At 67.7% G+C, this 20,675-nt stretch carries 19 protein-coding genes; 4 read left to right on the top strand and 15 right to left on the bottom strand.

The window, feature by feature from the left end:
• Window positions 1-16: 16 nt before the first annotated feature.
• Both WKR98_RS12410 and WKR98_RS12405 read right to left on the bottom strand, forming a co-directional pair.
• Window positions 17-1,207 (bottom strand): acetylornithine transaminase, encoded by a 1,191-nt coding sequence (locus WKR98_RS12410; RefSeq protein ID WP_124688380.1) that lies wholly within the window; start codon window positions 1,205-1,207, stop codon window positions 17-19.
• Between the two features lie 68 nt (window positions 1,208-1,275).
• Complete coding sequence (locus tag WKR98_RS12405; RefSeq protein WP_341433342.1) at window positions 1,276-2,322, bottom strand: CDP-6-deoxy-delta-3,4-glucoseen reductase; 1,047 nt, start codon at window positions 2,320-2,322, stop codon at window positions 1,276-1,278.
• 32 nt (window positions 2,323-2,354) lie between these two features.
• Here WKR98_RS12405 and WKR98_RS12400 point away from each other — a divergent pair, with 32 nt between their 5' ends.
• Complete coding sequence (locus WKR98_RS12400; RefSeq protein WP_341433340.1) at window positions 2,355-3,416, top strand: SDR family NAD(P)-dependent oxidoreductase; 1,062 nt, start codon at window positions 2,355-2,357, stop codon at window positions 3,414-3,416.
• Here WKR98_RS12400 and WKR98_RS12395 read toward each other — a convergent pair.
• From WKR98_RS12395 to WKR98_RS12360, 8 genes are all read right to left on the bottom strand, one after another.
• The gene (locus WKR98_RS12395) at window positions 3,376-3,990 is read right to left on the bottom strand and encodes a LysE family translocator (RefSeq protein ID WP_124688378.1); all 615 of its coding nucleotides are present in this window, start codon (window positions 3,988-3,990) and stop codon (window positions 3,376-3,378) included. The two genes, WKR98_RS12400 and WKR98_RS12395, sit on opposite strands and share 41 nt — an antisense overlap.
• A 16-nt stretch (window positions 3,991-4,006) precedes the next feature.
• Window positions 4,007-4,372, bottom strand: a complete 366-nt coding sequence (panD, locus tag WKR98_RS12390) for an aspartate 1-decarboxylase (protein WP_124688377.1) — start codon at window positions 4,370-4,372, stop codon at window positions 4,007-4,009.
• A 135-nt stretch (window positions 4,373-4,507) separates the two neighbouring features.
• The gene (thpD, locus tag WKR98_RS12385; protein WP_124688376.1) at window positions 4,508-5,440 is read right to left on the bottom strand and encodes an ectoine hydroxylase; all 933 of its coding nucleotides are present in this window, start codon (window positions 5,438-5,440) and stop codon (window positions 4,508-4,510) included.
• A gap of 70 nt (window positions 5,441-5,510) precedes the next feature.
• Window positions 5,511-5,909 carry an ectoine synthase gene (locus tag WKR98_RS12380; RefSeq protein ID WP_124688375.1) on the bottom strand — a complete coding sequence of 133 codons (399 nt, stop codon included), beginning with the start codon at window positions 5,907-5,909 and terminating at the stop codon, window positions 5,511-5,513.
• Window positions 5,906-7,225 (bottom strand): diaminobutyrate--2-oxoglutarate transaminase, encoded by a 1,320-nt coding sequence (gene ectB, locus WKR98_RS12375; protein WP_341433334.1) that lies wholly within the window; start codon window positions 7,223-7,225, stop codon window positions 5,906-5,908. The genes WKR98_RS12380 and ectB overlap by 4 nt, the downstream gene beginning before the upstream one ends.
• Window positions 7,226-7,319: 94 nt before the next feature.
• Complete coding sequence (gene ectA / locus WKR98_RS12370) at window positions 7,320-7,853, bottom strand: diaminobutyrate acetyltransferase (protein ID WP_124688373.1); 534 nt, start codon at window positions 7,851-7,853, stop codon at window positions 7,320-7,322.
• Between the two features lie 67 nt (window positions 7,854-7,920).
• Window positions 7,921-8,448: a MarR family winged helix-turn-helix transcriptional regulator gene (locus WKR98_RS12365; protein WP_124688372.1), complete on the bottom strand. Its 528-nt coding sequence runs from the start codon at window positions 8,446-8,448 to the stop codon at window positions 7,921-7,923.
• A gap of 204 nt (window positions 8,449-8,652) precedes the next feature.
• Entirely contained in the window at window positions 8,653-10,884 is a 2,232-nt protein-coding gene (locus tag WKR98_RS12360; RefSeq protein WP_341433332.1) for an acyl-CoA dehydrogenase, read from the bottom strand.
• Window positions 10,885-11,011: 127 nt separating this feature from the next.
• On the opposite strand from WKR98_RS12360, the gene WKR98_RS12355 reads away from it, so the two are divergent.
• Window positions 11,012-12,094 (top strand): exonuclease domain-containing protein, encoded by a 1,083-nt coding sequence (locus WKR98_RS12355; RefSeq protein ID WP_341433330.1) that lies wholly within the window; start codon window positions 11,012-11,014, stop codon window positions 12,092-12,094.
• A 12-nt stretch (window positions 12,095-12,106) separates the two neighbouring features.
• On the opposite strand, the gene WKR98_RS12350 is transcribed toward WKR98_RS12355, so the two are convergent.
• A complete protein-coding gene (locus tag WKR98_RS12350; protein WP_341433328.1) occupies window positions 12,107-12,313 on the bottom strand; it encodes a hypothetical protein in 207 nt (68 codons plus the stop codon).
• Between the two features lie 99 nt (window positions 12,314-12,412).
• Between WKR98_RS12350 and WKR98_RS12345 the strand changes: the two genes are divergently transcribed.
• Together WKR98_RS12345 and WKR98_RS12340 are read left to right on the top strand one after the other, a co-directional pair.
• On the top strand, window positions 12,413-13,444 hold the full coding sequence (locus WKR98_RS12345) for an NADP-dependent oxidoreductase (RefSeq protein ID WP_341433860.1): 1,032 nt from the start codon (window positions 12,413-12,415) through the stop codon (window positions 13,442-13,444).
• An 87-nt stretch (window positions 13,445-13,531) separates the two neighbouring features.
• Window positions 13,532-13,993, top strand: coding sequence for an STN domain-containing protein (locus WKR98_RS12340; protein WP_341433326.1), 462 nt, complete (start codon window positions 13,532-13,534; stop codon window positions 13,991-13,993).
• On the opposite strand, the gene WKR98_RS12335 is transcribed toward WKR98_RS12340, so the two are convergent.
• The 4 genes from WKR98_RS12335 to WKR98_RS12320 form a co-directional block, all read right to left on the bottom strand.
• Complete coding sequence (locus WKR98_RS12335; RefSeq protein ID WP_341433325.1) at window positions 13,980-15,323, bottom strand: sigma-54-dependent transcriptional regulator; 1,344 nt, start codon at window positions 15,321-15,323, stop codon at window positions 13,980-13,982. The genes WKR98_RS12340 and WKR98_RS12335 overlap by 14 nt on opposite strands.
• Complete coding sequence (locus WKR98_RS12330) at window positions 15,316-17,220, bottom strand: sensor histidine kinase (protein WP_341433323.1); 1,905 nt, start codon at window positions 17,218-17,220, stop codon at window positions 15,316-15,318. The genes WKR98_RS12335 and WKR98_RS12330 overlap by 8 nt, the downstream gene beginning before the upstream one ends.
• A 91-nt stretch (window positions 17,221-17,311) precedes the next feature.
• Window positions 17,312-18,286 carry a tripartite tricarboxylate transporter substrate-binding protein gene (locus tag WKR98_RS12325; protein ID WP_341433321.1) on the bottom strand — a complete coding sequence of 325 codons (975 nt, stop codon included), beginning with the start codon at window positions 18,284-18,286 and terminating at the stop codon, window positions 17,312-17,314.
• Between the two features lie 11 nt (window positions 18,287-18,297).
• A complete protein-coding gene (locus tag WKR98_RS12320) occupies window positions 18,298-20,511 on the bottom strand; it encodes a DUF6351 family protein (RefSeq protein WP_341433319.1) in 2,214 nt (737 codons plus the stop codon).
• Window positions 20,512-20,675: the final 164 nt, after the last annotated feature.

Raw genomic sequence — 20,675 nt, 5'->3', positions numbered from 1 at the left:
TTCCCGGGCGCCGGGACTACTTGCGCACGGCGGCGATGATGCCGTCGAGCTGTTCGAGCATCTGGTCGATCTCGTCGGTGGTCACATTCAGCGCGGGCATGAAGCGCAGCAGATTGCCGCGCGGCGCGTTCAGCAGCAGGCCGTTGGGTTCGAGCGTGCGGGCACGCTCGACGATGGCGGGGCCGTCTTCGCGGTCCATGATCAGCGCGCGCAGAAGGCCGTTGCCGCGTTCGCCGGGCATGCCCCACTTGGCGGCCAGCTTCACCAGTTCCCGCGACAGGTACTGCCCGCGCTCGCGCACGCCTTCCATGAAGCCCGGAGCGGCCAGCGCGTCGAACACCGCCACGCCGATCGCCGTCATGAGCGGGTTGCCGTTGTAGGTGCCGCCCTGGTCGCCGTGCTTGAACACGCAGACCTCTTCACGCGCCAGCATCGCGGCCAGCGGCGCGCCGCCGCCTATGCCCTTGCCCAGCGTCATGATGTCGGGCCGCACGCCGGCCTGCTCGTAGGCGAACATCGTGCCGGTACGGCCCATGCCGGTCTGCACTTCGTCCACGATCAGCAACAGCTTGCGGGCGTCGGCCAGCTTGCGCAGGTTCTGCATGAACTCGGCGGTAGCGGGAATGACGCCGCCCTCGCCCTGCACCGGCTCCAGCATGATGGCCACGGTCTGGTCGTCGACCAGCGCTTCGACCGAGGCCAGGTCGTTCAGCTCCGCCTTGGGGAACCCGTCGACCTGGGGCGCGAAGATCGTGCTCCAGCCCGGCTTGCCCGAGGCGGACATGGTCGCCAGCGTGCGGCCATGGAAGCTGTGGTTGAAGGTGATGATCTTGAAGGCGCCCTGCTTGTGGACCTGGCCCCACTTGCGCGCGAGCTTGATCGCGCCTTCGTTGGCTTCGGCGCCGCTATTGGCGAAGAACACGCGGTCGAAGCACGAGGCCTCGGTCAGGCGCGTGGCCAGCTCGATCGACGGCAGGTTGTAGAAGGCCGGCGACGGGTTCAGCAGCAGGCCTGCCTGCGCCTGCACCGCCTTGACGATTTCCGGCGGGCAGTGCCCCAGGCAGTTGACCGCCCAGCCCTGGATGAAATCGAGGTATCGCTTGCCTGCATGGTCCTCCAGCCACGACCCCTGCCCTCGGACGAACACGAGGTCCGGGCGCTGCGTGATCTCCATGAGGGCGTTGACGTTGAACTGGCCGAATTCCATGACTCAAACTCCTTGCGTGCCCGGGGGCGGAAAATGGAAAACCCGCCGACGCGGCGGGTCGATAAACATTACACCGTGTTGCGGGCGATGTCTGCCTCGGACGTGAAAGAGTCCGCATAAAACTCGTCATCGGGCAGCCCGCACTGTTGTACAAAATCCCTATGCGCCGACTCCACCACGATCGGAGCCCCGCAGGCGTACACCTGGTGGCCGGAAAGATCGGGCAGGTCGGCCATGACGGCCTGGTGCACGAAGCCCGTGCGGCCGGTCCAGGCGTCCTCGGGCAGCGCGTCCGACACCACGGGCACGTAGCGGAAATCGGGGCGGGCGCGGGCCCATTCCCGGGCGGCCTCGTCCATGTACAGGTCGCGCGGGCGCCGTCCGCCCCAGTACAGGTGGACCGGGCGGCGCATGTCCTTGTGGACCATGTGCTCGACCATGGCCCGGATGGGAGCGAAGCCGGTGCCGCTGGCCACCATGACGATGGGCTTGTGGCTGTCCTCGCGCAGGAAGAACGAACCGAAGGGCCCCTCGAAGCGCAGGATGTCGCGTTCCTTCAACTGGGTCGCGCCCGCGCCGAACACGTGGTCGGTGAAGGCGCCGCCGGGCAGGTGGCGGATGTGCAGCACCAGTCCGCCTTCCTCGTGCGGCGCGTTGGCCATGGAGTACGAACGGCGCCGCCCGTCCTTCATGATGATCTCGACGTATTGTCCGGCGTTGAAGCGCAACTGCTCGGTGGCCGGCAATTGCAGGCGGACGATGCGCACGTCGGGCGCCGCCTCGGCCAGGCCCTGGACCCGGCAGGGCATCTTGCGGATGGGGATGTCGGCGATACCCTGGACTTCGCGCGCCTCGATGGTGAGATCGGTCAGCGGCCGCGCCACGCAGAACAGGGTCAGGCCCAGCCCGGCCTCTTCGGGCGTCAGCGTCTGGGCCTGGTGGGGGCCGAGCTCGATCTCGCCCGCGACCAGCTTGCCCTTGCACGACGAACATGCCCCATTCTTGCAGCTATAGGGCAACATTACGCCTGCCTGCAGCGCCGCATCGAGCACGGTCTGGCCATGTTCGACCGTGAACCGATGACCACTGGGCAGAACGGTGACCTGATGACTCATCACCTGGATCCTATGAAAACGATGGAAATACGATGAATATCCCGCAGTCCGCGCATGCCCGGCGCCTGGGCCGCCCGCGCCTGTTGATCGTCGGCTGCGGCGACACGGGCATGCACGTCCTGGAGCGGCTGGCGGGCCGCAGACGGGTGTTCGCGCTGACGTCCAGTCCGCAGCGGCTGCCCGAGCTGCGCGCCGCGGGCGCCATTCCGCTGCTGGGCGACCTGGACTGTCCGCGGCAACTGGCCCGCCTGCGCGGCCTGGCCGCCGACGTCCTGATGCTGGCCCCTCCGCCCGGGCAGGGCGAAGGCGATCCGCGCTCTCGCAGGCTGGCCGCCGTCCTGCGGCGGCCGGCCGCGATGGGCCCCGGCCCACGGCAGATCCGGCACGCCGCCATTGTAGCCAAACCGGGCCGCGGCGCCCTGGCCCGGGCGGCCAGGCCGGTCAGGGTGGTCTATGCCAGCACGACCGGCGTCTATGGCGACGCCCGGGGCCACAGGCTGTCCGAGACGGCCCCCGTGCACCCCGCATCGCCCCGAGGCCGGCGCCGGGTGGCGGCCGAGGCCGCCTGGCGGGCTCCCGGCCCGGCGCGCGCCCGCCAGGCGCGCCTGGGCCTGGCCCCCTGGCGCGCCGTCGTGCTGCGCATCCCGGGCATCTACGGCCGCGACCGGCTGCCGCTGGAACGGCTGCGCACCGGCCTGCCACGCCTGGCGCCCGGCGAGGACGTCTACACCAACCACATTGAAATCGGCGATCTCGCCCGCGCCCTGGAAGCCGCGCTGTATCGCGGCCGCCCGCAGCGCATCGTCCATGCCGCCGACGGCCAGGACCTGAAGATGGGCGACTACTTCGACGCCGTCGCCGACGCCGCCCGCCTGCCGCGCCCGCCCAACCTGCCGGCGGCGCAGGTCCGCGCCGCGGTCAGCCCGGCGATGTGGTCCTTCATGCAGGAATCCCGGCGCCTGGACAACCGCCGCCTGGTGGACGAACTACGCGTGCGCCTGCGCCACCCCACCGTGCGGCATGCCCTGGATGAGTGGTTCGCCGCAGGACGGCCTACTCCCACACGATACGTACCGCCAGGAACAGGAAAATAAGGCCCGCCAGCCGGTCCAGCCACACGCCCACCTGCGGCCGGCGCCTGAGCAACTGCCCCAGCAGGCCGGCGAACCAGGCGATCAGGCAGAACACCACCGCCGCCTGGATCATGAAGATCACCCCCAGCCACAGCATCTGCCAGTCGGGATGCCCGACCCAGGGATTGACGAACTGGGGCAGGAAGACCACGAAGAACAGCGTGACCTTGGGATTCAGCATGTTGGCCAGCACGCTCTGGCCGAAGATGCGCGCGAACCCGAGCGGCGGCGGGCCGCCCGTGGGCGAGAAGCCGCCCCGGCTGCGCAGCACCTGCACCGCCAGCCACATCAGGTAGGCGGCGCCGGCCAGGCGGATCGCGTCGAACGCCATGGGCGACGCCTTGAGCAGCGCCGCCACGCCCAGCACGGCCAGGGTGGTGTGGAACAGGCAACCCGAGGCGAAGCCCAGCGCGGCGGCGATGCCGGCGGCGCGGCCCTGGCCGAGGGAACGGGCGAGTACCTGGAGATTGTCCGGGCCGGGCGCGATGGTCACGCCCACCGACAGGGAAAGGAAGAGCAGCAGATCGGCCTGCATCGGCGCACCGGCAGGCTCAGGACTTCCGGATCACTTCTTTGATGCGGTTGTTCTCGTCGACCAGCACCACGATGGGCTTGTGCTCGGCCGCTTCCGCGTCCGTCATGGGGCCGTAGGTGCAGATGATCATCAGGTCGCCCACGTGGGCGCGCCGCGCGGCCGCGCCGTTCAGCGAGATTTCGCCGCTGCCGCGCTTGCCCTTGATGATGTAGGTGGAGAAGCGCTCGCCGTTGTTGATGTTGTAGAGCTCGATCTTCTCGTACTCTTTCATGCCGGCGGCATCGAGGAAATCTTCGTCGATTCCGCACGAGCCTTCATAGTTCAGATCGGCCTGAGTCACCGCGACACGGTGAATCTTGGCGCGAAGCATGATGCGTTGCATAACTCGGGTGTCCTAGGAAGCGGCCGCAAACGGCCAGGTGCGTTTATACCCGATCCCGGCCGGACCGGTCCGGCGCCGCTTCCTGCGGCAAGAGCGCCCGGAGGCGCCGTTGCCGGTCGGACCGACTGCGTGGCGTCAGACCGACCGCAGGTAGCCGGGCTCCACCGCCTGGATGGGCGCGAAGCTTTCGCGCGTGGCGATGAACTCCGGCCGCGGATTCAGGCCGTACCTGGGGGGGTTCAGGGTATTTTCCACGCTGTTATACACCATGAACACATTGGATCGCGGATAGGGCGAGATGTTGCTGTTCGATCCATGCATGGTGTTGCAGTCGAAAAACACGACCGAGCCGGCGGGTGCCGTCAGCACGTCGATGCCCCCCTGGTCCACCAGCAGTTGCAGGCTGACGGGATCGGGCACGCCGTACTCCTGCTTCTTCAGCGACTGCTTGTAGTGGTCCTGCGGGGTCTCGCCCACGCACGAGACGAACTGCCGGTGCGAGCCGGGCACCACCATCAGCGGCCCGTTGCTGGCGTCGTTGTCGGTCAGCAGCACCGAGCAGCTCAGCGCCCGCATGGCGGGCATGCCGTCCTCCACGTGCCAGGTTTCGAAGTCCGAGTGCCAGTAGAACTCCTTGCCCTTGAAGCCCGGCTTCATGTTGGCGCGCGACTGATGGATGTAAACGTCGGAACCCAGAATCTGTTTGGCGATGTTGGCCAGTCGCATGTCCTGCGACATGCGGCCGAGCAGCTTGCTCAGCTTGTGGACCATGAACACCGACCGGACGACGTCGGTGCCCTTTTCAGTGATGGCCTCCTCGCGGCGGCGGATGGCGGGATCGCGCACCAGCCGCTCGACCTCGCGCTTCAGGGCCTGCGTTTCCTGCGAGGAGAAGAAGTTCTTCAGCAGGATGTAGCCGTTGCGCTCGTAGGCGCCCAGTTGTTCGGCATCCAGGCCGGAGCCCGGCTCCATCTTGGCGCTGCCGTATACCACGGGGTCGCGCCGCTGCACGATGCCGGCTGCGCGGTCGGCGCGCGAGGAATAGATATCGCGTGCGGGAGTAATCATGGTTGCCCTCCTTTCTCATGGGAGGCCGCCCCGCCCGCCGGCGGGCGCGGCCCTTGCCGCGGCCTGGCCGTCAGGCGACCTTCGCTTCGTCCAGGGGGTAGACGCCCTCGGCGTCGTGCACTTCCTGGCCGGTCAGCGGCGGATTGAAGACGCAGATGACGCGCAGCGGCTCCTTGCCGCCACGCAGGTAATGCTCGTCGTTCTCGTTGAGCGCGTAGACCACGCCCGGACCGAGCTTGTAGACCTTGCCGTCGGCGACGGTCTCGATCTCGCCGTCGCCCTCGATGCACCAGACGGCTTCCACGTGGTTCTTGTACCAGATATGGGTCTCGGTGCCGGGATGGATGATGGTCTCGTGGAACGAGAATCCCATGCCGTCTTTCTTCAGCAGCACGCGGCGGCTGGTCCAGGTCGGCGTGGACACTTCGTTCTCGGTGCCTACGATGTCCTTGATGTCGCGTACGATCATCGTCCCTTTCCTCCAAATTTCAATACACGGGCATTCGATTGCTTCTGGGCCAGCTGCTCGGCGGCCACGACCTCGGCCACCGCGCGGTCCAGCACTTCCAGCGCCTGCCGGAGCTGGCCTTCCTCGATGGTCAGCGCGGGCAGCAGCTTGAGCACTTCGTCGTTCGCGCCGGAGGTCTCGATGACCACTCCGCCCTTGAACGCCTGGGCCGCGATCTTGTTGGCCAGTCCCGGTACGCCGCTGACCAGGCCCTGGATCAGGCCGCGGCCGCGCACCGACAGGTCCGCCTCGGGGTGGCTGTGGACCATGTTCTCCAGCCAGTCGCGCACCAGCGTCTCCTTGGCCTGGATCTCGCGGGTGAAGGCGCCGTCGCTCCAGTAGTGCTCCAGCGCCTGCTGCGCGGTCACGAAGGCCAGGTTGTTGCCGCGGAAGGTGCCGTTGTGCTCGCCCGGCTTCCAGATGTCCAGCTCGGGCTTGATCAGCACCATGGCCATGGGCAGGCCGAAGCCGCTCAGGGACTTCGACAGCGTGACGATGTCCGGCTGGATGCCGGCCGACTCGAAGCTGAAGAAGGTACCGGTGCGGCCGCAGCCGACCTGGATGTCGTCGACGATGAGCAGCATGTCGTGGCGGCGGCACAGGCGTTGCAGCTCCTGCAGCCAGCGCAGCGTGGCCACGTTCACGCCGCCCTCGCCCTGCACGGTTTCGACGATCACCGCGGCCGGGGTGTCCATGCCGCTGCTGCGGTCTTCCAGCATGCGCTCGAAGTACGCCATGGTATCCACGTCCGGGCCGAGGTAGCCGTCGTACGGGATGAAGGTGGTGTTGCCCAGGCTCACGCCGGCGGCTTCGCGGTACTTGGCGTTGGCCGTGGCCGACAGCGACCCGGCGCTCACGCCGTGGAAACCGTGGGTGAAGGACACGATGTTCGGGCGCTGCTTGACGCGGCGGGCCAGCTTGAGCGCGGCTTCCACGGCATTGGTGCCGGTCGGGCCGGTGAACTGCAGCGTGTACTTCATGCCGCGCGGCTTCAGGATCAGCCGCTCGAACGCTTCCAGGAAATCCTTCTTGGCAGACGTGGCCATGTCCAGGCCGTGCACCACGCCGTCCGCCTGGACATAGTCCAGCAGGGGCTGTTTCAGCACGGGATTGTTGTGGCCGTAGTTCAGCGTGCCGGCGCCGGCAAACAGGTCGATGTACTGCCTGCCCTCTTCGTCGAACAGCAACGAGCCCTTGGCCTTGCTGAAAACGACCGGAAATGAGCGTATGTAGCCGCGGACTTCCGATTCGAGGCGGTCGAAGATCTTGAGATCCATGGTTTTTCCCTCCTGTTTTGCTTCTAGAAGCGTGAAAGACGTATAGGCGGACCCGGACGAACCGGGACGGATACGAGGGGCATCCGGCCTTTACCTAGAACGGGCCGATGCGCAGCAGCCGTTCGTCCTCGTGCTCGGCCTGGCCGAACAGTTCGGGCGGAAACATGGGCTGCTCCACGCACTGGGCGCCGCGATCCTGCGCCAGCGCCGCGAACATGCGCCGCGACGGCTGATTGGATGGAGATACGGTGGTTTCGATGCTGTGTACGGGCTGTGGCAGCGACCTGGCCAGCAGGTGCTCGAGCATGCGTTGGCCCAGGCGGTGGCCGCGTGCCATGGGATGGACCGCAACCTGCCAGACGAACAACACGTTGGATTGCTTGGGCGGGAGGTAGGCAGAAACAAACCCTGCCAATTGCCCTTGCCGGGTGGCCACTACGCAGGTATCGCGAAAGTGCCGGCACAGAAGAAGGTAGGCGTAGGTGGAATTGACATCCAGCGGCGGCGATTCCTGTATGAGTCGCTGGATGTCCGCGGCATCTTCGATTTCAGGGGGCCGGAGATCGAAATTCTCCAGTGCCGGATTGAAGACCGCGGGTTGGATGAGCGTATCGTCGATCGCTTTCAGACTCCGACCCTCCTATGTTTCGTACGCCGCCGCCCTGCGGCGACGCACTGTGTTGATGGCTCCGGGATCAAACCGCCAGGCCTGACTCCGGAGACGTGTCCGATGCATTGATGTCCAGGATGGGCGAGGTGTCCGAGCCCGGGCTTTCCATCAGGCTGACGATGCGCTCGAGCGAGAGCGTGATCGTGGCCTGTTCCAGTTCCGGCAGCGCGCCCAGGGCGTCGGCCAGCGTTTTCTGCAGCGGCGAAGGCGCCTGGCTGGCCACCTCGCGACCGGCATCGGTGGCCGATACCAGGACCGTCCGACGGTCTTCCCGGCTGCGTTCCCGCTTGACCCAGCCCTTTTCCTCCAGCCGGTCGAGGATGCCGACGACCGTGCTCGGACTGACCGAGATTTCACGGCTGATGGCGGTGGCCGTGAGCGGCCCCGACTCGATTACAGCCAGGAGACAGACCAGTTGCGGCGCGGTGATGTGGCTGCAGGCTGCCAGTTGCTTGGAATGCAGCGCGATGTTGCGCGTGATGCGGCGCAAGGCCCGCAGGATGCGCAGGTTGTAGTTGACGCCCGTATCCGCAGCCGAGCCGATGTGGTCCATGTCCAGGAAATCAAAAGTGCGTAGTGAAAAAAAATCACTGCCCACAAATCAATGTAGAGCAATGATTTCAACTCAAATCATTCTAGTCAGAAGGACCGGGCATGTCAACCCCGCGGCCCCTGGATTTCGATGTCAACGGCTCCGAAATTACCCTTATCCGCGTCGATTCCGCTGACATCCCGCTGAAACATGCAAAACCGGCGTTCAGCCTTGCGCTACGCGCTTTCCGGTCAGTTCCGCAGGGTCGAAACTGTCCACCTCGACGACGTCGGCGACGGCGCGCTCCAGGTCTTCGAACATCGAAGCCTGGGCCGCATCCACCTTGCCGGCACGCACGCCTTCGCGCCAGTCACGGATGCCGGCGTGGCGCAGGCCATCCAGAACCGGAGCGGCGTGCGCTGCCAACTCGAAGGCCTGCGCCAGCCGGTCCAGCGCCTCGCCCGGCCGCGGGCGGGCCAGGCCCGGCAACAGGCGGTCGCGCGCGGGCGACGGCTCCAGCAGCCGCTCGGCGCAGGCCAGGGTCACTGCGTCGGCCGGACCGCGCCGGCGCACGCCGCGGGGCAGGCAGACCACCCGCAGCAGCCCCGCGGCCGCCCGCGCGGGCAGGTTGGCCAGCACCGCGTCCAGGCTCGCCTCGATGGAGGCCAGGCCGCTTTCCATGCACCACTGCACCAGCGGCAGGTCGTCGGGTTGCCGCCCTTCGTCGTGCCAGCGCTTGAGGACGGCGGACAGCAGGTACAGTTCGGCCAGGATGTCTCCCAGCCGCGCCGACAGCATCTCCTTGCGCTTGAGCGCTCCGCCCAGCGTCGCCAGCGTGACGTCGGCCACCAGCGCGAACGCCGAGGCATAGCGGCCCAGCGCGCGGTAGTACGGGGCCACCGGACCGGCCGAGCGCGGCGCCGGCGCGAACCGGCCGCCGGTCCAGGCCCGGCCGAAGGCGCGCAGCGCGTTGGCCACCGCATGGCCGGCATGGCGCCAGAAGGTGCGGTCGAATTCCTCCAGGCCGCGCGCCGGATCGCTGTCGGCCAGCGCCGCCATCTCGCGCATCAGGAACGGATGCGCCCGGATGGCCCCCTGGCCGAAGACGATCAGGCACCGGGTCAGGATATTGGCGCCTTCGACCGTGATGCCGATGGGAATGGCGCGATAGACGTTGGACAGGTAGTTGCGCGGGCCGTCGATCACCGCCTTGCCCGCGTGGATGTCCATCGCGTCGTTCACCGCGATGCGCATGCGCTCGGTGGCGTGGTATTTCATGATGGCCGAGATCACGGCGGGCTTGTGGCCCGCGTCCAGCGCGGCGCAGGTCAGGCGGCGCGCGGCATCCACCTGATAGGCCAGCGCCGCCAGGCGGCCTAGCTTTTCCTGCACGCCCTCGAACTTGCCGATCGGAATGCCGAACTGCTGGCGCACCCGCGCATAGGCGCCGCTGGTGTGCGCCGAGAACACGCACGAGGCCGCCGCCAGCGAAGGCAGGGAAATGCCCCGTCCCGCCGCCAGCGCCGTCATCAGCATCTGCCAGCCCTGCCCCACCCGCTCGGCGCCGCCGATGACGGACTCCATCGGGATGAACACGTCCTTGCCCTGGTTGGGGCCGTTCTGGAACACCTGCATCGACGGCAGGTGGCGCCGGCCGATCTCCACCCCCGGCGTGTCGGTGGGCACCAGCGCGACGGTGATGCCGATGTCCTCGCGGTCTCCCAGCAGCCGGTCGGGGTCGCGCAGCTTGAAGGCCAGCCCCAGCACGGTCGCGACCGGCCCCAGGGTGATGTAGCGCTTGTGCCAGGTCAGCCGCATGCCCAGCACCTCGCGCCCCTGCCACGTCCCCTTGCAGACCACGCCGTGGTCCACCATGGAAGCGGCGTCCGATCCCGCCTCGGGGCTGGTCAGCCCGAAGCACGGAATGTCGCGGCCATCCGCCAGCCGCGGCAGCCAGTGCTCGCGCTGGGCGTCGGTGCCGAAATGCAGCAGCAGCTCGCCCGGGCCCAGGGAGTTGGGCACCATGACCGTGACCGCCGCAGTCAGCGACCGGGTCGAGATCCGCCGCACGACCTCGGAATGCGCGTAGGCCGAGAACCCCAGCCCGCCGTACTTGCGCGGAATGATCATGCCGAAGAACTTGCGCGCCTTCAGGAAGGCCCAGATGTCGGGAGGCAGATCGTGCAGTTCCCAGTTGACCCGCCAGTCGTCGACCATGGCGCACAGCTCGGCCACCGGCCCGTCCAGGAAGGCACGCTCTTCATCGCTGAGCCTGGCCGGGGGCATGTCCAGCAGACGGCGCCACTCGGGATTGCCGGTGAACAGGTCGGCATCCCACCACACGTCCCCCGCCTCGATCGCCTCGCGCTCGGTGTCCGACATGGTCGGCAGCGCCTTCGCGGCCCAGCGGAACAAAGGCTTGGACAGCCATTCGCGGCGCCATGAGGATGCGGCCATCGGGAAGTCTCCTTGTCGACTATCTACCTCATATAGTAAGCCGGCCGGGAGACGGGATCCGGGGCCGCGCGCGGCCTGACGGGCATGGTCTGGTTAAATGGAGGCTGCCTCTTCCTCACCCGTTCCCATGCATCCTCCCCGCCTGGCCTTCGTCGACCTGGAAACCACGGGCACGACGCCGCGCAGCGACCGCATCACCGAGATCGGCATCGTCCAGGTGGATGCCGACGGCATGCGCGAATGGAGCAGTCTGGTCCACCCCGGCCGCCCCATCCCTCCCGCCATCCAGTCGTTGACCGGCATCACGGATGCGATGGTGGCCGGCGCCCCGCCGTTCGAGGCCCTGGCCGACGACATCGCCCGGCGCCTGGACGGCTACCTGTTCATCGCCCACAACGCGCGCTTCGACCACGGCTTCCTGCGCGAGGAATTCGACCGCCTGGAGCGGCCCTTCCGGCCCGACGTCCTGTGCACCGTCCGCCTGTCGCGCAAGCTCTATCCGCAGTACCGCAGCCACAGCCTGGATGCGGTCATCGCCCGCCACGGCCTGCAGGTGCACGCCCGCCACCGCGCGCTGGACGACGCGCGCCTGCTGTGGCACTTCTGGCGCGACATCCACCGCGAGTTTCCGGCCGGGCGGATAAGCGAACTCGTCGACGCGCTGGCCGGGCGCGTGCCCTGGCCCGAGTATCTGGATCCGGCGCTGCCCCGCCTGCTGCCCGATACCCCTGGCGTCTATGTCTTGCGTGACGTGAACAAACAGGCGCTGTATGTCGGCCGGGCCGCCAGGCTGCGCGACAAGGTGCTGTCCCACTTCCAGCCCGGCGACTGGAAATCGGCCAAGGCGCGGCGCCTGGCCGAACAGGTGCGGAACATCGAGTGGCTGGAGACGGGCGGTGCGATCGGCGCCCTGCTGCACGAGAACCGGCTGCTGCGGACCCTGGCGCCGCTGCACAACCGGCGCGCGCGTTCGCCGGCCCTGGCCGGCGACACGCACTGGCCCTATGAGGGCCCGGTGGGGATACGCGAGGCCCGCGTCATCCACGTCGTCGAACGCTGGCAGTTCCTGGGCAGCGCGACCGACGATCAGGCCTTGTACGACCTGCTCGACGGCGGCCGCGCCGAATACGACCATGAGGTCCACCGCATCCTGCGCGATCGATTGGCGCAGGTCCCGCTGCTGAAACTGGACCGCGGCCGCGCGCCCTGAGGGCGCGCCCGGCTATTTCCCGCCGGGCCCCGCGACGTCGATGCCGCTGCCCGACAGCTTGTTCGACCGGGGCGCGCGGCCCAGGTCGTCGGCGGAGGTGTTCCGGTCGTTCTGCCGGGCCATCTGCTCGCGCTTGAGATCGGCCTCCGTAGCCTGCGGCTCCGGTTTACGGGCGGGCCGGACAACCGGCCCGGATGGCTTGCTGGACGAAGGTTTCATAAATGCTCCGGACGGCTTATCGTTGATCCGATCCACCCAGCGGTGGACCTTCACCGATCAGCACGAGACGTGCCCGACCACGACCGCCAGGAGAACGAGATGCCCCCGTCCGCGCCCATGAATCGCCGCATCGTCATGGCCAGGCGCCCCGCCGGGACGCCGGCGCCCGAGGATTTCCGCCTGGACACCCAGGCCGTGCCCAGTCCGGCGGACGGCCAGGTGCTGCTGCGCACGCTTTACCTGTCGCTCGACCCCTACATGCGCGGCCGCATGAGCGACGCCGCCTCGTATGCGAAGCCGCTGGAGGTCGGCGACGTCATGCTGGGCGGCACGGTGTGCCGCGTGGCCGAATCGCGCCATCCGGACTTCGCCGCCGGCGACCTGGTCCTGGCCGCCAGCGGCTGGCAGGACTACGCGCTATCGTCCGGCAAGGGGCTCACCCGCCTGCCGCCGGACCTCGCCCACCCATCCTGGTCCCTGGGCGTGCTGGGCATGCCCGGCTTCACCGCCTACGTGGGCCTGATGCAGATCGGCACGCCCAAGGCGGGCGAAACGGTGGCCGTCGCCGCCGCGACCGGGGCCGTCGGGTCGGTCGTGGGGCAGCTCGCGCGGCTGCACGGCTGCCGCGTGGTGGGCATCGCCGGCGGACCGGACAAGTGCGACCATGCCATCCGCGAACTGGGCTTCGACGCCTGCGTGGACCATCGCGCCGCCAATCTTGCCCAGCGGCTGGCGGCGGCCAGCCCCAACGGCATCGACGTCTATTTCGAGAGCGTGGGCGGCGCCGTGTTCGATGCCGTGCTGCCGCTGCTCAACCGCCATGCCCGCATCCCGCTGTGCGGCCTGATCTCGCAATACAACGCCGTGCCGGGCGTGGAAGCCCCCGACCGCCTGCCCATGCTGATGCGCCTGGCGCTGACCAAGAGCCTGCGCATCCAGGGCTTCATCGTTTCCGACTGGTACGGCCCGCTCTACCGGGAGTTCTCGCGCCAGATGGCGGTCTGGATCGCCGACGGGCGCATCAAGTACCGGGAAGACGTGGTGGAGGGTCTGGAAAACGCCCCCGCCGCCTTCATGGGCCTGCTGGACGGGCGCAATTTCGGCAAGCTGGTGGTGCGGGTCGCCCACTAGGCGAAGCGCGGCGTGCTACCCTAGGGGCGTCATCGAACAATTACAAGCAGGTCGCGCCACGGCGCAGTCCCGCAACAGGAGACTCGTATGACGTGCCAAGTTATCCCCCTGCGGCCCCGCCGCGCCAAACGGCGGACGTTCACCGTCCCGGGCAAGTCGTTGATGGTCGCGGTACCCGTGGCCCTGTCGATAGGCTGGCTGCTGGCCCTGCCCGGCATGCCGCACGCACAGGCCGGCCCGAATGCCTCGGCCGAGCACCGGCAGGATTTCGCCATTTCCCGCGGCGACCTGCGCCCCGCGCTCGAGAAATATGCCCGCCAGGCGGGCATACGCCTGTCGTTCGACCCGGCCCTGGTGGCTGGCCTGACGACTCCCGGGCTGACCGGCCGCCACACCATCCAGGACGGTCTGGACACCCTGCTGCGAGGCACGGGCTATACCGCGGCCCAGGAAGGCGGACGCTACGTCCTCGTTCCCGAGCCGCCGGCCTCGGCCGGCAAGCGGCCGCCCAGCGGACCGCGCCTGGCGGGCGCCCTCACCCCTGTTTGAAGTCGTCGGTGCTCAGGCCCAGCCTGTGCATCTTGTCGTAAAGCGTCTTGCGCGGCAGGCCCAGCATCTCGCTGGCCGCTGCCGTGCGGCCCGAACAGCTCTTCAAGGCGTCCTCGATCAGCAGGCGTTCGAAGCTGGCCATCTGCTCTTCCAGCGAACGCTTCACGCTGGCCGCCGCGCCCGCGAGTCCGTCCTTGGCCAGCCCCAGCACGAAGCGGTCCGCCACGTTGCGCAGCTCGCGCACGTTGCCCGGCCAGTGATGCGCCATCAGCGGCTGCAACTGGGAGCCCGATAGCACCGGCGCTTCGCGCCCATAGCGCAGGGCCGCCTGCAGGATGAAGTGTTCGAACAGCAGGGGGATGTCCTCGCGCCGTTCGCGCAGCGGCGGGATCTCCAGCACCGCCACGCTCAGCCGGTAGTACAGGTCCGGTCGGAACGCACCCCGCTCCGACTCGGCCAGCAGATCGGTCTTGGTGGCGGCCACCACCCGGCAATCCATGGGCTGCGGCTCGTTCGAGCCCAGCCGCTCGAACACCCGCTCCTGCAAGGTGCGCAGCAGCTTGATCTGCAGCACCATGGGCATGGTCTCGATCTCGTCCAGGAACAGCGTGCCTCCCCGCGCGTACTCGATCTTGCCGATGCGCCGCTTGGCCGCGCCCGTGAACGCACCGGCCTCGTGGCCGAACACCTCGCTCTCGAACAGCGTCTCGGGCATGCCGCCGCAATTGAGCGCCGAGAAATGGCGATCGTGCCGCCGGCTGTGGTCGTGCAGGCACCGGGCCACCAGTTCCTTGCCCGTGCCGGTTTCTCCCACCAGCAGGACGTCGGCGTCGGTGTCGGCCAGGTCCTGCACCACCTTTCTCAGTGCGACCATGGCCGGCGACCGGCCTAGCAGCGCGCTTTCTATGGCCACGCGATTGTCCAGCTGCCGCCGCAGGGACTGCACTTCCAGCGTCAGCCCGCGCTTATCCAGGGCCCGCTGCACGACCTCGCTCAGATGCTCGGACGAAAAAGGCTTCTCGATGAAATCGTAGGCCCCCAGGCGCATGGCCTGTACCGCCATCGAAATGTCGCCGTGGCCGGTCACCAGGATCACCGGCAGGCTGGCGTCGATCTCCAGCGCGCGGCGCAGCAGTTCCATCCCGTCCATGCCGGACATCTTCACGTCCGTCACCAGCACGCCGGGAAACCCGGGCACGATGTGTTTGATCGCCTGCTCGGCCGACTCGAAGGCCTTGACCTCCAGGCCCGCCAATTGCAACGCCTGCTTGCCGCCCAGCCTGACCGCCGCGTCATCCTCGACAAACAGTACCGCCAATCCTTCATGCATCCATCGTCTCCTCCAACTTCGCCGGCCGCAATTGCAGCACGAATTCCGCCCCGCCCTCTTCCCGGTTGCAGGCGCGCAGGCTCCCGCCGAAATCGCGCACGATACCCGCCGAGATCGCCAGCCCCAGGCCCAATCCCACCCCTTGCTCCTTGGTCGTGAAGAAGGGCTCGAACAGCCGGCGCATCACTTCGTCCGGAATGCCCGGTCCGCTGTCCAGTACCGATATGGCGACCCAGCCCTCCGCTTCCCTGACCGAGATGTCCAGGCGCCGCTTATCGGTGCGCGCCATGGCATCGATGGCATTGCCCAGCAGGTTGACCAGTATCTGTTCCAGCCGATTGCCGTCGCAATAGGCACAGGCATCCTCCGGCACGCTCAGGCACAACTCGATCCTTTCCTGCCGCAGCCGCTGTTCGAGCAGGAAACAGGCGTCGGCCACGGCCACCGCGATCGACGTCGGCTTGAGCAGGGCCGGAGACTTGCGCGCGAACTTCTTCAATTGGCCGGTGATCTTGCCCATGCGGGCGATCAGTTGCCCGATCAGGGTCAGGTTCTCCTCGGCGTCGGCCTGCCGCCCCCGCTGCATCAGCACCGTGGCGTTGTCGGCCAGCGTGCGCAGCGCCGCCAGCGGCTGGTTCAACTCATGCGTGATACCCGCGGCCATCTGGCCCAGCGCCGCCATCTTGCCAGCCTGAACCAGCTCGTCCATGGTGGACTTCAGGACCTCCTCGGCGCGCCGGCGTTCGGCGATCTCGGTCTGAAGATGGCGGTTGGCGTTGCTCAGCGCCTGCGTGCGCGCCGCCACCTTGCGCTCGAGCTCGTCGTGCGCGCGCCGCAAGGCCGCGCTGGCCGCCATGCTCTGTGCGATGGCGCGCCGCCGCTGCTGGAGATACAGGCCGAGGATGGCCAGGAACCCCATGGCCAGCGCCACGGCAATGGCCATGTTGCGGGCGCGCGCATGAATGGGCGCCATGTTGGACAAGGCCATGAGCTTCCACTGCGTGCCCGGTATCTGGCGGCTCTGGACCAGGTAGGACGGCAGCAGGAAATTGCCGCCCTCGCCTTCGCGCGCCGCCTCGCTGGTGAACTGCACGATACGCACGCCCTCGGGCTGCTTGCCGACCTCGGCCATGCCCAGCGGCTCGAGCGAGCCGGCGCGATGATACTGGCGGGTCACCGCCAGCTTCTGCAGCGTATGTGACGACAACGGCGCGAGCGTCTTGAACTTCCAGCCCGGCACCGAGGTCAGGAAGATCACGCCGTTCTCGTCCACCACCACCACTTTCTCGTCGGCGCGCAGCCATGCGTCGTCGAGCTTGTCGAGATCGACCTTCAGCGCCGCCACCCCCAGCATCTTGCCATCGCGATAGATGCCGTACGAAAAATAGTAGCCGGGCGACTGGCTGACGGTGCCGATGCCGTAGAAACGGCCCGACAGCCCCTTGGCCGCGTCGATGAAATAAGGCCGGTACGAGAAATTTCGGCCGACGAAGCTGGGCGGCCGGTTCCAGTTGCTCGCGGCCAGCGTCAGCCCCTCCATGTTCATCACGTAGATCTCTGACGATCCGGCTTTCCGGTTGACCGTTTCCAGGTACAGGTTGACCCGGGCGATCCGCTCGGGATTGGCGGGGTCCTGCAACAGCGAGATGACGTCCTTGTTCAGGGACAGGATGCCCGGCAGGTAGTCGTAGCGGGTCAGCTCGCTCTGCACGCCGCCGGCATAGATGTCCAGCCTGTGCTCGACGCCCTGGCGCAGCGCCTGGATGCCCGTGCGTTCGCCCCAGATGTAGGCCAGCATCACCGCCAGCGCGGCGACGAACAGACAGGCGCCGCCCCACGCCAGGCGGCGCCTGGAAAAACCGCGAGCGGGCGGATTGACGCTCAAGTCTCCATCCATGATTGTCGTTCTAGTGTCCGCAATTTATCCCAGGCACGCCCGGAAAGACATCGGAGCTTGCGCAACGGGACGGCGCAAGCTCCTTTGCCGCCTAGTCGGCGTAGACGCCGGCCGCCCGGATGATGGGCGTCCACTTGGCGATCTCGTTGCCGAGATGCTTGCGCAGCGAGTCGGGACGGGCCCGCTCGCCGGTCGCCGCCTGCGCGCCCAGTTCCGCCATCTTCCCGCGGAACACCGGGTCCTGGACCGCCGCCTGCAGCGCGGCCGACAGCTTCTCGACCACCGCCGGCGGCGTACCCTTGGGCGCGTACATCGCATGCCAGATCTTGACCTCGATGCCCGGCAGCCCCTGCTCGGCCGCGGCGGGAATGTCCTTGAAGGCGTCGATGCGCGAGGACTGCATCGCGACGTAGGGCTTGACCACGCCGGCCTTGATCTGTCCGGCGACGTTGGTGGTCTGGTCGCACATCAGATTCACCTGGCCGCCGATGAGATCGGTCAGCGCCGGCGCGGTCCCCTTGTAGGGCACCGTGCCCAGCTGCGTGCCTATGGTGCTCATGAACAGAAGGCCGCACAGGTGCGAGGCCGATCCGATGCCGGCGTTCGCCAGGAACAGCTTGCTGGAATTGGCCTTGATGTAGGGCAGCAGGTCCTTGAAGTTATCCGGCGGCAGGCTCTTGGTGCCCAGCAGCACCATCGGCACGTCGGCGATCTCGCCGATCATCTCGAAGTCCTTGAGCGGGTCGAAGCCCAGTTGGCGGTACAGCGCAGGCGCCGTGGACATGCCGATGTGATGGATCAGCACCGTATGGCCGTCGTTGCGCGCGGTGGCGACCTTCTTCGCGCCTATGGTGCCGCCCGCGCCGCCGACGTTCTCGATCACGATCTGACCCTTCAGGTGCCGTGCCATGACCGCCGTCACGTCGCGCGCCACCTTGTCGGTGGGGCCACCCGCGGCGAACGGCACGACGGCGACGATCGGCCCGCTGCCGGGGAAGTCCTGCGCCTGGGCCGGCGCGGCCAAGGCTGCCATGACGCCGAGCGATAGTGTGGAAAGAAACTTCATGTCTTTGCTCCTCAGGGATGGGTGACGTCGAACAACTGGTTCTTGGGGGACGGGCCGAACGAGAGCCAGGTGCCCTTGAGCGGCTGCTGTTCCACGCCGGGCTTGCTCCAGTCGCAGACGCCATCGGGGAAAATCTGGCGCAGGCGCTCCAGCTGGCCGGCGTTCAGCGCGGTCTTGTAGTCGGCCGGATCCACCGCCTTGAGCTGGCACTTGACGATGTTGTCGGCCAACGGCCCACCGGCGACCAGGCGCGGCGTGGTGCCCGCCGGGTAGAGCTGGTTGCAGCGCCCATCCCCGAAGGCCGTGGACGGCTCGACGATCTTGGTGCCGCCGCTGTCCCAGCAGGCATCGGCCAGCCCCGCGGGCTTGTGCGAGACGACCTTGCGCGGCTTGGACTGGTCGGAGGTGTCGCCCACCACGCCCATCAGCCACTGGTCCATGAGCTGCAGCAAGTTGTCGCCCACCGGGCCCGGTCCGAGCATGACGTGATTGTCGAAATGCCCGTTGGCGGCCTTCAGGCGCTCGCGCACCGAGTACGAATGGATCTTGTTGTGGATGTCGCCGTTCACCGCGTTGTCGAAGTAGTCGCGGTGCTCCAGGACGGCGGTCGAGGCCAGGCCGCCTCCGCCGTGGGTGATGCGGCCGGACTGATACGCGCGGCGGATGGCGTCGATGTCACCCGCCGTGCGCGCCGCCATGGGCTTGAGGTCCACGTCCAGACCGCCGATGTTGGCGTTCAGGTCCAGGAACTCGTCCACCGTGATGGCGCCGTCGTTCAGGGCCTTCAGGCCGTACTGCACGCCGACGTTGTCGATCGGGCGCAGCGCGAAGCCCCGGCTGTCCTTGCCGTAGACGTTCACCGTATGGTCATACACGGTGGCCCGGCTGCCGCCGGGATTGTTGACGGGGTGGTACTTCAGGCTGTCCTGGAAGCCCGCCGGGAACGAGACCACCGGATCCAGCCGGCCGGCGCTGCCACTCATGTTGGCGATGTTGCCAACCTGCAGATAGCCGGAGATCGCCTTCTTTTTCTCGTCGGTATAGGCCAGCCCGCCCGCGCGGTTGAAGTAGTTGTTCAGCAGCCGGGAATCGAAGACCTTGAACAGCGTCGCCGAAGTCACGTCCGGGAACACCATGTTCACGATGATGCCGTCGAACAGGCCCGGATAATTGTCGGAAGTCTGGAAGCTCTGGTAGGCACCGCCCGAGCCGCCTGTGCCTATGGTGTAGACCGGTACGCCGTAGGCCTCGATGAAGCGCTCCTTGGTCATCGCCACGGTCTCGGACGACAGCAGGTCGTTACAGTTAGAACCGAAGATGTTCAGCGTGGACGTGACCGCCGCGTAGCCCTGCTTCATCCATTCGTCGACGATCAGGGTGCCGAAGGTCGCGCCCTGCGTGTACCAGCCGCCCTGGCAGCCGCCGCCCAGCGGATACATCAGCTTGCCGTTCCAGGCCTTGGAGCGCTTGTTGGGACCGATCTCGCCGTCGTTGAGCGGATCGTGCAGCATCGCCGACTGGTAGATGCCGCGGTTGATGGTGCCCGTCTCCAGCCGCACGAGATATGGCACCGTGCGCTCGGTCGGCTTGCCCTCGTCGATGGTGATAGTGGTCATGTCGGCCGGATAGGTCGTGGGCGTGTTCCAGCGGCTGTTGCCCCCCGACTTGTTCCGGTAGAAGTAGTCGACCCGCGTGTTGGTGGAACAGTGCTCGCCGAAAGGGCCGTCCAGCGTGCCGCCGCCCAGCCGGCCGAAGCTGGTCGTGGTGCACAGGAAAGGCTTCTGGTGGGGACCGGAAATCATCGGCCCGGTGATGGGATAGTTCGTGACCTCCAGCGTGGCGGTCGAATCCCCCACTTGGGCGCGCAGCGTGTTCTTGCCCAGTACCATGCCGCCCACCAGACCCTGCCAGGTGCGGTCGCCGACCTGGGTGAAAGCGCGCGACACGTCGCTCTTGCCCAGCATGACCTCCGGCGTGCCGCTCACGCCGGCCGGCACTTCCAGCCGCACCAGCGCGTCGTCGCCCGTGACGTAGTCCGGCAGCGAGGACACCGTGCTCAGCTTGAGGGCGGGCGCGGGCGGCGGCCCGGGAGGCGGTCCGCCATCCCCGTCATCTCCGCCGCATGCCGCGGCCAGCACCGCGGCGGTGCCCGCCGCCAGGGCCAGCCGGCCCACCCCATATCCCTGGGCGCGCGCCTGCCGCCCGCGTTTTGTCTCGGGTCTCATTCCTGCCTCCTCCTGTCGGGTGTCTTGAATCTTCTCGTTACAGCGACGGAGGATTAGCAACACCCATGCCAGCGCGGCCCACGCGCGCGATCGCGCGCCAAGCGCCTGTTTTCATTGGCGTTTTCGGAGCAGAGAAGGAAGCGGGAACGGCGGGAGCGGCCAGA

The organism is Pigmentiphaga sp. YJ18 (assembly GCF_038066655.1).
In the GTDB taxonomy this organism is placed as follows: domain Bacteria; phylum Pseudomonadota; class Gammaproteobacteria; order Burkholderiales; family Burkholderiaceae_B; genus Pigmentiphaga.
Note: the sequence above shows the minus strand (reverse complement) of the source record. Positions and strands in the feature narration are given on the sequence as shown.